Here is a 15,710-nt window from a genome sequence, read left to right on the forward strand (position 1 = left end):
CTGAAGTCCTGACTTCGACACGGACGGTGTGAGTCGGCCGCGGAACCGCCGTCGTCCCGTCAGGCGGCCAGGTCAGTTCGACCTTGAGGAGCAGTCGGTGGGGGGCGACTGGAGAATCGGCTCGACCAGTACGGCGGGCGGGGTGTGGGCGGAGCGGCGTCGCAGACGGTGCGGTTCGGGTAGGGGGCGGCGCCCCGGGCCGGGCATCAGACGGGCTCCCCGTACTGCACTCCGCGCCCGTTGGTGGCGAGGTAGACCCGGCCGTGAACGCGCGGATCGCCGGTGATGGCCGCTCCGGTCCAGCCCCACTGGTGGTGGTCGTCGTTGATCCGCGTCCAGGTCCTCGCCTCGTCGTCGGAGCGGTAGATGGCGTTGAAGTCCTCGATCCCGCCGGCCAGGTAGATCGCCGGATAGGAGGCGCCCTTGACCGCCTTGCCGAAGCCCAGGGTGTGCGCGGCCCGGCAGCTGCCGACCCTGGTGAAGCCGGCGCCGCCGTCGGTGGAGCGGTAGAGCCCGTTCTCCTTGACGCTGAGCCACAGGTCACCGGAGCGCCCCGGAGCCGCGGCCAGCTGGAAACCGGCGTCGCCCGAACTCAGGCCGGTGGCGCGGGCGGTGAAGGTCAGACCGCTGTCGGTGCTCGCGTAGAGCGTCCCGGCGCTCGTGTCGAAGGCGTAGAAGCGCGTCGGGTCCACGGGGTCCGCGACCAGGAAGGCGCCCTTCGGGAGGGAGGCGACCTCGGCCCAGGTGGCGCCGTTGTCCGCGGAGCGCTGCGCCGGATAGACGGTGCCGTCCCAGTGCGCAAGGGACCACAGCAGCACGCTGCCGTCGGTGTTGGTGACGATCGGCCCGGGCGCGTCCTTCGCGGTGGCCGGCTGCGACGCGAAGGGCGTCCAGGTCTTTCCGCCGTCGTTCGACCAGGCGCCGTTGCCCTGGTCGCCCGAGCCGGTGCGCACCACGTACGACGGCTTGGCCGCGGCCTGGGCGAGTCCGGTGGACGATCCGAACACGGGGTTGGTGGCCAGGCCGCGCGACGGCGAGGCGGTCAGCCGCTCGTGGTAGAGCACCCCGATGTCCCGCGACGCGCTGATCAGGTGGGCCTCTCCCGTCGGGGGCGATACCAGCTGGACCACGGACGCCTCCTCCAGGCCGCGGATCTGCGGCGCCCAGCGCCGGAGGTCGCGCGTGCCGTACAGGGTGGCGCCGGTGCCGTAGACGATGTGCTCGGAGTCGAACGGGTCGAGGCCGACGGCCTGGATCCACCAGCCGAACTTGGGCTTGTTCTTGCCCCACTTGAGGTAGGGGGTCTCACAGACGTCGATGACGGCCTTGTCCTTCAGGGACGTCCAGGTGCGGCCGCCGTCGGTGGTACGGAAGACGGTGTCGGTGTCGGCCCAGCGGTTGTTGGTCGACACGACGAGCGTTCCGGGCCGGCGGGCGTCGACGGCGACACCGCCGTAGCCGAAGGCGTCCGTGGAACCGTCCGTCGTGGTTCCGCCCGGCTTCACCGGGGTGACTTCGGTCCATGTGCCGTCGGCGGTGCGCAGGTTGTGCACGCTGCCGTCCGACTGGCCGTTGGGTCCGGGGGCGTTGGCGTATGTCACGTACAGCTCGCGGGTGTGTCGGTCGTACGCGGCGCGGACCGGCACCTTCGCGGCGGCGCCGGTGGGCTGCCCGGGGACGGGCTCCCAGGTCCTGCCGTCGGAGGTGCGGTACAGGCTGGGGTGGTCGGCGGTGCCGTCGGAGTCGCCCCAGCCTGCGTAGACGCTGCGGCCCGCGGCGACGAGGAAGGTGATGCCCTGGCCGGTGGCGCTCGGGGTGGCCGGGAAGCTCACGGCCTGCCAGGTGGCGCCCCGGTCGACCGACTTGAGCAGCCCGTCGTGCCGGGTGCCCAGCCACAGGGTGTCACTGTCCCTCGGGTCGGCCAGCAGCCGTTCACCGCATCCTCGTCCGTCCTCGTTGGCGCCGAGTCTCACGGCGAGGTCGGTGCGCTTCCAGGTGGCCCCCCGGTCCTCGGAGCGCAGCACGGCGCCGTTGCCGGCCCAGGACTGGGTGTACGTGCCGAGGGCGAGATAGACCCGGTCGGGGTGGGCGGGGTCGACGGCGATGGCCTCGACACCGAGGAGGTTCGAGTCGTCCCAGCCGATGTGGTCGGTCAGCGGGATCCAGCGGTCTGTCCGGTCGTCCCAGCGGTAGGCACCCCCGATGTCGGTCCGGGCGTAGACGAGCCCTCGCACCGACGGATGGAACAGCACCCCGGTGATGAACCCGGTGCCGCCCATGACGGCGTTGCGCCACCGGTAGCCGCTCTTCGCGACGGCCGCGGGAGCGGCGGCGTGGGCCTGCCCCGAAACCGCCGGCAGGGACACGGCCGCGGCGGCGGCAGTGGAGCCGGCAAGAACGGAACGCCGGCTGAGATGAAACCTGCTGCTCATGACGTACCTCGGTGTTACGAAGGGGGGAAGTCGAGCTGGGATCAGGCGTGCGGGACCGCATCGATTCGCGGCTCCGCCACGTGGGCGCGACCAGCCGGGCGGAGCCGCGGCCTCGGCATCCCCGTCACCACGCGCATGACCACCACACAGATCACCACCGCCGTCTGCCACACCTACACCGCGGGCTCGGGTTGAGCCGGTGGATCTCGTCGATCAGCACGAGCTTGACCCCGGCGGAAGCCGTCGGCTGCGGCGTCTTGACTGGAACTGGCTGAGCTGAAACGGACATCCAACCGCTGCGATGCGACTCACGGTCGAAGCGCTTCGATGTTGCTGTGAGGTTAAGTGAACACACATGGCTGCACAAGAGTCGCTTCCAAGATTCCTCCGTGGTCTAGAAGGGGACTCCTCGCATGCCCTGCTTGATGTAACGGTGTCGAAGTCTTCACATTCGCCTTGAAGCTCTACAGGCGTCGAAGAGCATCGAAGCGCTTCGAAAGTACCTGTCGCCCCACCCCACGGGATCCCGCCTGTCTGCACATAACCCGCCCTCACCGTCGCCTTTCCGCGATCCGCAGCGGCCGTTCGCGAAGCGCATCGACGACCTGTTGGGGCGGCTCACCCGGACGAGATGACCGGATGCCGGCAGCGGTTCGCGCCCGCCGTGGAGTGACTGGGCGTCGCCGCGTTCCGCACCGGCCGGAAGCCCCGCACGGGTGGCCCGTACGGGGTGGAAACTGTCGTGCTGCTCAAGAACTGCGGTGGCCCGCTGCCGTTGCCCGCCCGGCACCCGGCTCTCGCGGAGGTCGGCCTGCTCGCCGACAAGTGCAAGCTCGACCGGCGCAGCGGCAGGTCACTGCACCACCGCACTCTCCTACACCCCTACACCGCTGCACGCCTCTGGCGGGCCGGTACGAGACTCGGCTCGGAGTGCGTGCGTGCGTGCGGTTCGCGAAGGGCGCGGGCCGGATCCTGCAGCCCTCGCCCAAAACCCTGCCGCACGTCCACGAGACGGACGCCGGCGACGAGGTGCGCGGCGACGAAGGCGCCCTGGACCCGGCCCCGCGCCGGATGTCACCGGTCCTGGGCGGCGGACCCCGGTGCAGCGGAGAGGACGCGGACGTCCCAGGCACCGAGCTGCACGGGCGTACCGGCCGGGACCGCGCTGCCGTCCAGGGCGTCGGTCAGGTCCACCGGGGCCTGGGCGGTGGCCGGCTGCCAGCTCCAGTTGTGGACGACATGGACGCGCCGGCCGTCGGGGGCGGTGCCGGTGGCGACGGTGACCGAGTCCGGCAGGGCCTGCCAGCCGCTGGAGGGGGTGGGCGCGAGCCACGCGGCGAGCGCGCGGGCCAGATCACGGCCGGGCACCGTGCCCACACACGTGACTCGGCCCGCGCCGTGGCGGCGGGTGGTGACGGCGGGCCAGCGCCCGAAGTGCGGGTGCTGGTACTCGGCCAGGACGTCGGCGTCCTCGACGGCCAGGCCCTCTACCCAACGGGTGGCCACCGCGTCGCCCGACAGTTGCAGCGGGCTGTCCGGCGTGGCGCGCAGCGGCACATCGACGTGCAGGTTGCTGAACTCGTCGTAGCGGACGCCCGCGGCCTTGACCAGTCGCGCCGGTGTCACTTCGTGGCGTGCCCGCGCCTCATGATCGCCGTAGCCGGTACGGGGACCGAGCACGAGGTGACCGCCCGCCTCCGCGTACGCGCCGAGCCAGTCGAGCATCCCGTCGTCCGCCACGTACAACGCGGGAGCGATGAGCACGGGGTGCAGCTCGGCCGCCGACTCCGGTGCCAGCCCCGGGCGTTCGCCACGCGGGTCGTGCAACTGACGCGCGTGCACGATCCGTACCTGGCGCCCCGCCTCGAACGCGCCCCGGTAGAACGGCTCGAAGATGCCCTCGTACGCACCCCCGTCCGGACCGCCGTCGGGGCCCGCGAGCGGCGGATACTTCTGCATCAGCCACCTGCTCGGTGCCGAGTACACCATCGCGATGTCGGCGTCCGGTGTGATCCCGGCGACCAGGTCCCCGGCCCGCTCGAACTCGGCGCCCAGCCGCGCGAGCTCGCGGTAGGCGCGCCCCGGTCGACCGCTGTGCGGGAGAATCCCGCCCCAGTACGTCTCGGCGCCGAAGTGCAGCGTGTGCCAGTGCCAGTACTCGATCATGCGGGCCCCGCGTGCGACCAGCGCCCACGCGGCCTGCCGCCACTGCCCGTCGAAGGCGGGCCGGTTGTCCGAAGTGCCGCCGATGGCCTGGGCGTTGGTCTCCGTGACCAGGAACGGCTCCTGACGCGAGGAGTAGATCCGGTCGGCGCTGTGGTGCAGCGCCCACGCCCCGTAGTCCATCCACTGCCCCGGCAGCTTCTCGTGGGGCGGCTCCGGCATGGTGAGGCTGTCCTGCATGTCGTAGTACGGGTTGCCCGCGGTGACGTCCAGGCCGTCGGTGAGCTCGTCGTCCTCCAGGCCGGGAGACCAGTAGGCCAGGCAGGTGGTGACGAACTGGCCGGGCCTGGCGTACTCGCGCACGATGCCGGCCTGCCAGGCGATGAACTCGGTGGTCTGCCGGGCCTGGAACGCCCGCCAGGCCAGGTCGTACTGCGGCTGGGCGTTGCCCTCCGGCTTCCACAGGTCGGCCCAGGTGGACAGCCGGTGCGACCAGTACACCAGCCCCCACTCGCGGTTGAGTGACTCCACATCGCCGTAGCGCTGCCGCAGATCGTCCACGAACCGCTGGAAGACACCGTGGTTGTGCGGCAGTCGCGGGCCGGGCTCATTGTCGACCTGGAAGCCGATGACCGCGGGATGGTCGGCGTACCGGGCAGTGATCGCGCGGATCACCCGCTCGGCGTGGAAGCGGAAGGCCGGGTGGGTGATGTCGACCTCCTGCCGGCCGCCCCAGGCGGCCTGCCGCCCGCCGGCGTCCTCGGCGGCGATCTCCGGGTACTGCCGGGCCAGCCACGGCGGCACCGCGTAGGTGGGAGTGCCGAGGACGACGGAGATGCCGCGCTCGTGTGCGCCGTCGAGGACGGGCTGCAGCCAGTCGAGTTCGAACCGGCCGTTCTCCGGTTCCCAGGTGGACCAGACCGACTCGCCGACGCGGATGACGCTGAACTTCGCCTCCGCCATGAGATCGAGATCGGTCTTGAGCCGCTCGTACGGCTGGTACTCGTGGTAGTAGGCGGCGCCGAAGAGGACGCGCGCGGGCAGATCAGTCATGTGAAGCCCTCGATGAGACGGATGGGTCCCGGCGGCCGGGACGGGGAGGTAGTGGCTGTCGTTGCGGAGTGCGTACGCCGTCCCCATGGATCTTCCAGGGCAGACCGCCGGAGAAGCGGCCTGGACCGTCGCGTTGCCGCCGTAGCCGTGAACAGCCGGTAGGTCCGGTCACGCAACAGGCCCGGCAAACGGCGTAGCCGTGCAGCCTTGCCGGGAAGTGGGGAGAGGCTGACGTCTCACGCGGTCAGCGGCTCGTGGCCGAACAAGTCGAAGTGGCGAAGTGGCGAAGTGTTCGATGCTCCGGGCGGCATGCGGGGGCGGCGACAACGGCTCTGGGTACCTCACGGCAGCGGCCACCTCGCCGGGATCGTCGAAGCGCTTCACTTGATTACGCCAGTTAATGAGGAATTTCGGAGTGAAGCAAGGGGGTGCAGCCAAGGAAGCTTGTTCCTTGCCAGGGATTGACATCACATCTTAGGCGGTGGCAGCGTCGAAGCGCTTCACTAACCTGTCTCTCTCCCGCTCCGCTGAGGTGTCCCTCCCGTGGGTTCTGCTTTCCTGCCCGCCGTCGGCCGGCGGCCGTTCCACGCTCCCGCGCTCCCGTGGGACCGCCGCGTCGACGAGCCGCTGCAACGGCTCACGCTCGAAGAGCGGTTCGTTCTGCTCCACCGGTCCGCGCCGCCCGTCGAGCGCCCGGCCGCCACCTCGTTCCGCACCCTTGGCCGTGGGCGCCCGTGATGAACCTGTCGCGCGATCCGCACCGCGGCTCCAACCCGCCCGCCCGACTGGCCTGGCCGCGCCCGCGTTGCCTGGCGCCGGAGCTCTGAACGCCGTGTCCAACGCATCCGGGCCCACCGTGCGCCCGTTCCCCGAACTGCCGGCCGGGTTCCGCTTCGGAGCCGCGACCGCCGCCTACCAGATCGAGGGGGCCCACGACCAGGACGGCCGCGGCCCGTCCATCTGGGACACCTTCAGCCACACCCCCGGCCGCACCTTCGGTGGCGCCACTGGTGACACCGCCTGCGACCACTACCACCGCTATCCCGAGGACATCGCGCTGCTGCGCGGGCTCGGCGTCGACGGCTACCGGTTCTCGATCTCCTGGTCCCGCCTGCTGCCCCAGGGCACCGGGCCGGTCAACGCCAAGGGCCTGGACTTCTACGACCGGCTGATCGACGATCTGCTGGCCGCCGGTGTCGCCCCCGCCGTCACGCTCTACCACTGGGACCTGCCCGAGACCCTGGAGACTCCCTCCGACAGCGGCTTCGCCGCGGGCGGTGGCTGGCGCGTCAGGGAGACCGCCGAGGCCTTCGCGCAGTACGCGGCCCTCGCGGCCGAGCGCTACGGGGACCGGGTGGAGCGCTGGATCACCCTCAACGAGCCGTACTGCTCCGCCTTCGTCGGCTACGCCGAGGGGCGACACGCACCCGGCGCCGAAGAGGGCCGCGGCGCGCTGGCCGCCGCCCACCACCTGCTGGTCGGACACGGTCTCGCGGTACAGGCGCTGCGCGCCGCGGGCGCCCGCGAGATCGGCATCACCCTCAACCTCGACCGCATCCACGCCGCCTCCGATCTTCCCGAGGACCAGGCCGCCCTGCGCAGGGCCGAGGTCCTCCACAACGAGGTCTGGACCGAGCCGCTCCTCGCCGGGCGCTACCCGGCGCACGAGGACGAGACCTGGGGCGGTCTCGCCGCCGGTGCCTGGCGGCTGCCCGGCGACCTTGAACTGATCGGCGCCCCGCTGGACTTCCTCGGAGTCAACTTCTACCGCCCCGTGACGGTCGCCGCCGCCCCGCACCGCGAGACCGACCCCGAAGTGCGCACCGCCGTGGACATCGGTGTCACCGAACTGGACCCCTACGGGACCCGGCACACCACCATGGGCTGGCCCGTCGTCCCGGAGGCACTCACCGAGCTGCTCTGCGGACTTGACGCCCGCTACCCGCACCTTCCCCCGGTCTGGATCACCGAGAACGGCTCCGCCGAGACCGACACCCTCGGCCCCGACGGCCGGGTCCACGACACCGAGCGGATCGACTACCTCACGGACCACCTCGCGGCCGTTGCGGCGGCTGTCGCCTCCGGGGTGGACGTACGTGGCTACTACGCCTGGTCGCTGCTGGACAACTTCGAGTGGGCGCGCGGCTATGACCAGCGCTTCGGCCTCGTCCACGTCGACTACGACACGCTGACTCGAACGCCCAAGGACAGCTACCACTGGTACCGGGGCCTGATCACCGCGCATCGCGCGCGGACGGAGGAAACCACCCCATGAAGTTCACCGACGGCTACTGGCTGATGCGTCCGGGCCTTACCGCGCGCTACGCCACCGAGGTCTCTGACGTCCGGGCCGACGAGCACCGGATGACGCTCTACGCGCCGGTGAAGCACGTCGACCGCCGCAGCGGCATCCTCAACAGCGCGCTGCTGACGGTCGAGTGCTGGTCGCCGGCCGAGGGCGTGATCGGGGTACGTGCCACCCACCACGCGGGTTCCGTGCGGAAGACGCCGGAGTTCGCGCTGCCGGGCGCTCAGCCGGATGCGGGAAAGGTGGGCCGGGACGGCTCGGTGGTCGAGCTCAGCGCGGGTGAGCTGTCGCTGCGGGTGGACACCTCACAGCCGTGGAACCTGGAGTTCACCGCCGGCGGACGGGTGCTGACCTCCGTGGGCGAGCGCGGCACCGGCTTCGTCACCGACGCCGCAGGGCGGCACTTCATGCTCGGGCAACTCTCCCTGGGCGTAGGCGAGTCGGTGTACGGGCTGGGTGAGCGGTTCACCCCGTTCGTCAAGAACGGGCAGACGGTGGACATCTGGCAGGCGGACGGCGGCACCAGCAGCGAGCAGGCGTACAAGAACATCCCCTTCCACCTGACCAACCGCGGCTACGGCGTCTTCGTCAACCACCCGGGCAAGGTCAGTTACGAGGTCGGCTCCGAGTCGGTCGGCCAGGTTCAGTTCAGCGTCGAGGACCAGTCGCTGGAGTTCTTCGTCGTCCACGGCCCGACCCCGAAGCAGATCCTTCAGCGCTACACCGCGCTCACCGGCCGCCCCGCCCTGCCCCCGGCGTGGGCGCTCGGCCTGTGGCTGACCACCTCCTTCACCACCGACTACGACGAGGCCACCGTCAACCGCTTCGTCGACGGCATGGCCGAGCGGGGCATCCCGCTGAGCGTCTTCCACTTCGACTGCTTCTGGATGCGCGGCTACCAGTGGTGCGACTTCGACTGGGACCCCGAGACCTTCCCCGACCCCGAAGGCATGCTGGCCCGGCTCAAGGAGCGGGGCCTCAGGATCTCCGCCTGGATCAACCCGTACATCGCGCAGAAATCCCCGCTGTTCGAGGAGGGCATGCGCGAGGGTCATCTCGTACGCCGCCCCGACGGCAGCGTATGGCAGTGGGACCTGTGGCAGGCCGGCATGGCCCTGGTGGACTTCACCAACCCGGCCGCGCGCGACTGGTACACGGGCAAACTGAAGACGCTGCTCGCCCAGGGCGTGGACTGCTTCAAGACCGACTTCGGCGAGCGGATCCCCACCGATGTCGTCTGGCACGACGGCTCCGACCCGGAGCGGATGCACAACTATTACACCCACCTCTTCAACCAGGCGGTCTTCGAGTTGCTGAGTGAGGAGCGTGGCGAGGGCGAGGCGCTGCTGTTCGCCCGCTCCGCCACTGCGGGCGGTCAGCAGTACCCGGTGCACTGGGGCGGCGACTGCGAGTCCCACTTCGGCGCCATGGCCGAGTCGCTGCGCGGCGGGCTCTCCCTGGGTCTGTCCGGCTTCGGCTTCTGGAGCCACGACATCGGCGGATTCGAGGGCACGCCGACTCCGGCCGTCTTCAAGCGCTGGGTGCAGTTCGGGCTGCTCTCCTCGCACAGCCGTCTGCACGGCAGCAAGTCGTACCGCGTCCCGTGGGACTACGGCGAGGAGGCCGTCGACGTCACCCGCGAGTTCACCCTGCTCAAGCACCGCCTCGCCCCGTACCTCCAGCGCGCCGCGCAGCAGGCGCACACCACCGGCGTCCCGGTGATGCGTGCCATGGTGCTGGAGTTCCCCGACGACCCGGCCGCCGCGGCCCTCGACCGGCAGTACATGCTTGGCGACGACCTGCTCGTCGCCCCGGTCTTCACCGACGACGGCACGGTCGAGTACTACGTGCCGGAAGGCACCTGGACCAATGTGCTGACGGGCGCTCAGGTCACCGGTCCGCGCTGGGCCCGTGAGCAGCACGACTTCCACACCCTGCCGCTGCTGGCCCGCCCGGACTCGGTCATCGCGCTGGCCGCCGACGACCAGCAGCCGGTCTCCGCCTGGGCGGACGGCGTCGAACTACGGGTGCACGCCTTCGCCGACGGCGCCGAGCAGACCGTGGTGATCCCTCGCACCGACGGCCCCGGCGAGACGGCCCGCTTCCACCTGCGGCGCCGGGGCGACCACCTGCATGTGAGCACGGACAGCCCGCACCCGTGGCAGCTGCGGATCGTCGGCCCGAACGCAGCCGTGTACACCCGGCCCGCCGGCACCTCGGAGGCCGAGCTGCCGTACCCGGCCTGAACCGTCCTCAACCTGTCTGAACCAGACAGTCAGGGCGGGGTCCCCACGGGCCCCGCCCGCCCCGCAGTTCGCCGCCGACGCCGCCGCCGCCGATCTCCACGCCCAGAACCCGAGAGCATGCCGCCATGCACAGCCGGACCAAGCGACACCTGGCCCCCGATCAACTGGACGCCCTGCTGCGCGCCGGCACCGGCGTCGGATGCCGGGTGGAGAGCGAACTGTCCGACGGCTGGTTCAGCACCGTCTACCGAGTCCGGCTCGACGACGGCCGACCCGCCGTCGTCAAACTCGCCCCGCCGGAAGGGGCCGCCGTACTGCGATACGAACGGGGCATCCTCGGGACCGAGGCCATGGTCTACCGGCGGATCGCGGGTCTCCCCAGCGGCGAGGTACCGACACCGATATCGACAGCGGTGTCGACACCGATGCCGATACCGACCGCTGAACTGCTGTACGCGGAACGGGAGTTCCTCGTCCTCTCGGTCGTCGAGGGCACCACGTGGGACAAGGCCGCCGACCGCCTGACCCTCCCGGCCGAGGCGGCGGCCCGCCGTGAACTGGGCGCGATCACCGCACGCCTGCACACCCTGGCGCCCGAGGACGGCCGGTTCGGCTACCCGGCCGCGCAGTCCGGGCTCTTGGCCACCGACTGGCGGACGGCGTTCACCGCGATGGTCGAGGCGCTCCTGGAGGACGCCGAGCACTGGCAGTCCCCGCTGGACGCGCCGCCCGCAGAGATCCGCAGGCTCGTCGCCGAGGGCGGCGACGCCCTCGACGAGGTCACGGAACCCAGGCTGGTCCACTTCGACCTGTGGCCCGGCAACATCTTCGTCGACCCCGCCGACGACGGGAGCCATGCGAGGATCACCGGCCTCATCGACCACGAACGGGCCTTCTGGGGCGACCCGGCAGCCGAACTGGTCTCGCTCGCTTTCGGCGGCGACGCCGGTCCGGACAGCGACCTCATCGCCGGCTACACCGAAGCGGGCGGCAATCTCGACTTCGGCGCGGCCTTCCAACACCGGCTGGCCCTCTACCAGCTCTACTTGGGCCTGCTGCTGGTCGTCGAGTGCGGGCCCCGCGGCTTCGGCCCCACGCACGTCGCGTTCTGCCGCCGCATGCTCACCGACGCCGTCACCCGCCTCCGCGCCACTGCCCGGACGGCCCCGTAACGTTCCAGAAGCAGGAGAAGGACGCCTGACCAGGTCAGAGACCTGTCAGGCGTCCTTCCCACGTCCCGTTCACCGCTACCCGGACGACCACGAGTGCCCCGGGCAGAGGGAAGCGTGCGTGTACTCCTGCTCTCAGCGGTGCGGGGTTACCACGACGACTTCGACGAGTGTTCCGGGGAGGCGGGCTTCTCCGGGTGCTCCGGATAGGCAGGCTTCTCCGGGTGCTCCGGATACGCGGGCTTCTCCGGGTGCTCCGGATACGCGGGCTTCTCCGGGTGCTCCGGATACGCGGGCTTCTCCGGGTGCTCCGGATACGCGGGCTTCTCCGGGTGCTCCGGATACGCGGGCTTCTCCGGGTGCTCCGGATAGGCAGGCTTCTCCGGGTGCTCCGGATAGGCAGGCTTCTCCGGGTGCTCCGGATACGCAGGCTTCTCCGGGTGCTCCGGATACGCAGGCTTCTCCGGGTGCTCCGGATACGCAGGCTTCTCCGGGTGCTCCGGATAGGCGGGCTTCTCCGGATACGCGGGCTTCTCCGGGTGCTCCGGGTACGCAGGCTTGGCCGGGTGCTCCGGATAGGCAGGCTTCTCCGGATACGCAGGCATCTCCGGGTGCTCCGGGTACGCAGGCTTGGCCGGGTGCTCCGGATAGGCAGGCTTCTCCGGATACGCAGGCATCTCCGGCTTCACCGGATACGCAGGCTTCACCGGGCGCTCCGGATAGGCAGGCTTCACCGGATACACAGGCATCTCCGGCTTCACCGGATACGCAGGCTTCACCGGATACACAGGCATCTCCGGCTTCACCGGATACGCAGGCTTCACCGGATACACAGGCATCTCCGGCTTCACCGGATACGCAGGCTTCACCGGATACACAGGCATCTCCGGCTTCACCGGATACGCAGGCTTCACCGGATACACAGGCATCTCCGGCTTCACCGGATACGCAGGCTTCACCGGATGTGCCGGATAGGCAGGCTTCTCCGGGTACACAGGCATCTCCGGCTTCACCGGGTGCTCCGGGTAAGCAGGCTTCACCGGATGTGCCGGGTACTCCGGCTTCACCGGGTGCTCCGGATACGCAGGCTTCACCGGGTGCTCCGGATACGCAGGCTTCACCGGGTGCTCCGGATACGCAGGCTTCACCGGGTGCTCCGGATACGCAGGCTTCACCGGGTGCTCCGGATACGCAGGCTTCACCGGGTGCTCCGGATACGCAGGCTTCACCGGGTGCTCCGGATACGCAGGCTTCTCCGGATGCTCCGGGTGACTCGGCTTGTCCGGATGCGTTGCCGTTGACGGCTGTGCCGTTTGGACGGGGGGTCCCGGGTAGGGCACGGGTGGGGTGGTGTGGTCCTGGGCGTCAGCGGTTACCGCGTACGCCAGCGAGGTTCCGGCGAGCGCGGCAACCATGGTGGCTGACGCCAGAACAGATCGCCATCTCGGCGATGTCGTCATTGTTTCCACTCTCCTCGACTTGGCTCAGGGCTTCGTGACGGCTGGTCAGCACCAAAGAGCCGGATAGTGGAATGATCAGTAAATCGGACACATGAATAACGCTGGCGCGCCCATAAGCCACCGGATGGGGTAGCGCGGGACGCCACTTGGCCCGGGTGGTGGTGAGAGTCGGGCCCGGGTGGGTACATGCGCGCGCTCAAGGTCGACCGACCGGGAGGCGGGCACCCTTACGGGCGCCAGTACAGCGAGGGGTCGGGGTGCGCGGTGAAGCCAAGGTCGCGGTACAGGGGTTCACCTTCGGCGGAGGCGTGCAGGTCCACCCGGGCGACGTCGCGTTCACGGAACCAGTCGAGCAGGCCCCGCATGACGGCGCGGCTGTGGCCTCGCCGTCGGTGGGCCGGGTCGGTGACCACGCCGATCACCTGCCCGATCCGGCCGTTGCCCAGATGCGGCCCCGGCAGCCGTTGCTCGATCGTGCCGATACCGCAGGCCGCCAGGCCCCCGTCATCGTGAGCGTCCACCACGAGGATGCGCACGGTGTCCGCGGTGAGTTGCTCCTTGAGCGTGACGGCCAGGGCGTCCAGCCAGCCGTCGTCGGCCGACGGGGGTGCGAAGAAGTCGCCGCCGAGGTCTTCGAAGAGCAGGGTCCGCAGACGCAGGAGCTCCACGAGGTCGTACTCCACCGCCTGGCGTACGGCGAAAAGGTGTCCGGCGCGTTGTCGCATGCCGTCCAGACTGATGTAATGGTCTTATGCACCTCAACCCTTACGGCGAGGATGCGGTGAACCTGGCCGCCGACCTGGCCAATCGGCGCCCCGCCGACGCCGAGGAACTTGCGGACCGCTGCCGGGCCGCCGGACTGGTGCTGGAGGGTCCGGCCGCACCGGAGGACCTGGCTCGTACCGCGGAGGCGCTGGACGCGTGGGAGAAGATCGTCGACGCCACCGATGACCACGAGCGGGCCGAGCTGCTCAACGCGATGCTGGCGACGGCCTCCGCGTATCCGCGGATCACCAACCACGCTGCGAGCGGCTGGCATCTGCACTACCGCGACGAGCGACAACCCCTCGCCACCACGCTCGTCTCCGTGATCTCCGTGGGCACCGCACTGCACCTGGCAGGACGCGGGATGCACCGTCTCCGGCGCTGCGCCGTCACCGAGTGCACCACGATCTTCGCGGACACCTCCCGCACGGGACGGCAGCGCTACTGCTCCCAGCGCTGCGCCAACCGCGACGCGGTACGCCGCCACCGGGCCCGTACGACCGTGTGAGTCCGCCCGCGCGGCCGGCACCGGTCTCGTGCGCTCACGGCCCGCGGCACGGTTCACCGCGGCTGTTCGGTGAATCCGTCCCTGACGGTGTCGAAGACCGGACGGTAGATTTTCCAGTCGGTGTCGGGGGCCGACAGATAGATGTCGTACTCGCGGCCGCCGGCGGTGCCGTAGCCGAGGTCGATGGCACGGAAGAGGCGGGCCCGGCCCTGGAAGGTGAACTCCCACACCGCGGCCGGCTTCCCCCTGAATGTGGTCTCCTGCATCCGCAGCCTGCGGTACGTGGCGTAGTTGACCTTGGTGTTCGCCTCGATGTCCTTGAAGTGCTCCACCGGCCGGGAGCCCGCGGGGTCCACCATGCCGACGGTGAGGCCGGCGAGGCCGGTCGGATCGGTGTAGGTGACCTCGTCGTCGCTCGACTCCTTCTTCTGCTTCCAGCCGTCCGGCACGGGGAAGGAGACGCCGAGTCCTTCGTCACGGACCAGGTGGTAGCCGTCGGGGACGGGCGAGGCGGACCGAGTGGGCGAGCCGCCGGCCGCGCCGTGGTCGCCCCGGTGCGAGGACACATAGAGCGCGACGGCGGCGGTGACGGCCGCCACCAGGACGGCGACGACCGGCACGAGGACACGGCGCCCGGGGCCGGTACGGCGCCGTCGCGTGCTCCGGTCCGGCGGCACGGGCGGGACCGGCCGCGTCCCGGAGGTGCGGGTGGGCGGGTGGCCGTCCTGTGCGACGGGCCACCCTGCGTCGGCGACGCCGGACGTCCGCGTGGTGGGCGTGCCGTCGGACCAGGTGGCTCGCAGCGCCCGTTCCGTCTGCTCGGCCGTGGGCCGGTCCTCGGGGGCCTTCGCCAGCAGGGCGTCGATGAGTGGTTCCAGGCCACCGGCCTGCCGCATCGGCTCCAGCGGGTCGACGGCGATGGCGTACGCGGTCTCCATGGCGGTGTCGCGGCGGTAGGGCAGGCGTCCCTCCACCGCCTGGTACAGCATGGTGCCCAGCGACCACAGGTCCGAGGCCGGACCGGGTTTCTGGCCGCGGATCCGTTCCGGGGCCATGAAGTCGATGGAGCCGATCATCTCGCCGGTCCGGGTGAGCGTGGAGGTCCCGGCGGTCTGGGCGATGCCGAAATCGGTCAGGACGATGCGGCCCTCGGCGCCGAGCATGACGTTGCCGGGCTTGATGTCGCGGTGCAGGACGCCGACGGCGTGGGCGGCCCGTACGGCGGAGATCACACCGAGGCCGATGCGTGCGGCCTCCTGCGGCGGCAGCGTCCGGCCGCCCTTGAGGACGTCGGCGAGAGTGGGCGCGGGGACGTACTCCATGACGATGCACGGCTGCCCGTCGTCGTCGACGACGTCATGGACGACGACCACGTTGGGGTGCACGACGCGGGCGGCGCTGCGCGCCTCACGGCGGATGCGCTCGTAGAGCGTGGTGATCTCGCCGTCGGACAGGTGCGGCGGTGTGTGGAGCCTCTTGAGCGCGACCTGCCGGGCGAGTTCCTCGTCCTCGGCGCGCCAGACCGTGCCCATGCCGCCGCGCCCGATGAGCTCGACGAGCCGGTAACGCCCGGCGACGAGCCTCCCTTCGTCCGACACTGCTGACC

Annotated in this window: 10 protein-coding genes; 5 read left to right on the top strand and 5 right to left on the bottom strand. The window is 70.6% G+C overall.

From position 1 onward, the window contains the following. Positions 1 to 206: 206 nt before the first annotated feature. Positions 207 to 2,432: a WD40/YVTN/BNR-like repeat-containing protein gene (locus OOK07_RS04945; RefSeq protein WP_266795186.1), complete on the bottom strand. Its 2,226-nt coding sequence runs from the start codon at positions 2,430 to 2,432 to the stop codon at positions 207 to 209. A gap of 1,074 nt (positions 2,433 to 3,506) precedes the next feature. Then, positions 3,507 to 5,648, bottom strand: a complete 2,142-nt coding sequence (locus OOK07_RS04950; protein ID WP_266795187.1) for a beta-galactosidase — start codon at positions 5,646 to 5,648, stop codon at positions 3,507 to 3,509. A gap of 543 nt (positions 5,649 to 6,191) precedes the next feature. On the opposite strand from OOK07_RS04950, the gene OOK07_RS04955 reads away from it, so the two are divergent. From OOK07_RS04955 to OOK07_RS04970, 4 genes are all read left to right on the top strand, one after another. Next, a complete protein-coding gene (locus tag OOK07_RS04955) occupies positions 6,192 to 6,386 on the top strand; it encodes a hypothetical protein (protein WP_266677325.1) in 195 nt (64 codons plus the stop codon). A 118-nt stretch (positions 6,387 to 6,504) separates the two neighbouring features. Then, positions 6,505 to 7,923, top strand: a complete 1,419-nt coding sequence (locus OOK07_RS04960) for a GH1 family beta-glucosidase (protein ID WP_266801895.1) — start codon at positions 6,505 to 6,507, stop codon at positions 7,921 to 7,923. Beyond that, positions 7,920 to 10,202 carry an alpha-xylosidase gene (gene yicI, locus OOK07_RS04965; RefSeq protein ID WP_266677327.1) on the top strand — a complete coding sequence of 761 codons (2,283 nt, stop codon included), beginning with the start codon at positions 7,920 to 7,922 and terminating at the stop codon, positions 10,200 to 10,202. The genes OOK07_RS04960 and yicI overlap by 4 nt, the downstream gene beginning before the upstream one ends. Positions 10,203 to 10,327: 125 nt before the next feature. Then, a complete protein-coding gene (locus OOK07_RS04970; protein WP_266795188.1) occupies positions 10,328 to 11,374 on the top strand; it encodes a phosphotransferase family protein in 1,047 nt (348 codons plus the stop codon). Positions 11,375 to 11,520: 146 nt separating this feature from the next. On the opposite strand, the gene OOK07_RS04975 is transcribed toward OOK07_RS04970, so the two are convergent. Then, complete coding sequence (locus tag OOK07_RS04975) at positions 11,521 to 12,600, bottom strand: hypothetical protein (RefSeq protein WP_266795190.1); 1,080 nt, start codon at positions 12,598 to 12,600, stop codon at positions 11,521 to 11,523. 458 nt (positions 12,601 to 13,058) lie between these two features. Beyond that, the gene (locus tag OOK07_RS04980; protein ID WP_266795191.1) at positions 13,059 to 13,556 is read right to left on the bottom strand and encodes a GNAT family N-acetyltransferase; all 498 of its coding nucleotides are present in this window, start codon (positions 13,554 to 13,556) and stop codon (positions 13,059 to 13,061) included. 26 nt (positions 13,557 to 13,582) lie between these two features. Between OOK07_RS04980 and OOK07_RS04985 the strand changes: the two genes are divergently transcribed. Further along, on the top strand, positions 13,583 to 14,104 hold the full coding sequence (locus OOK07_RS04985; protein WP_266795193.1) for a CGNR zinc finger domain-containing protein: 522 nt from the start codon (positions 13,583 to 13,585) through the stop codon (positions 14,102 to 14,104). Positions 14,105 to 14,157: 53 nt separating this feature from the next. Here OOK07_RS04985 and OOK07_RS04990 read toward each other — a convergent pair whose 3' ends face one another. Further along, positions 14,158 to 15,702 (bottom strand): serine/threonine-protein kinase, encoded by a 1,545-nt coding sequence (locus OOK07_RS04990; protein WP_266795194.1) that lies wholly within the window; start codon positions 15,700 to 15,702, stop codon positions 14,158 to 14,160. Positions 15,703 to 15,710 lie beyond the last annotated feature (8 nt).

Source organism: Streptomyces sp. NBC_00078 (genome assembly GCF_026343335.1).
Taxonomy (GTDB): Bacteria; Actinomycetota; Actinomycetes; order Streptomycetales; family Streptomycetaceae; genus Streptomyces.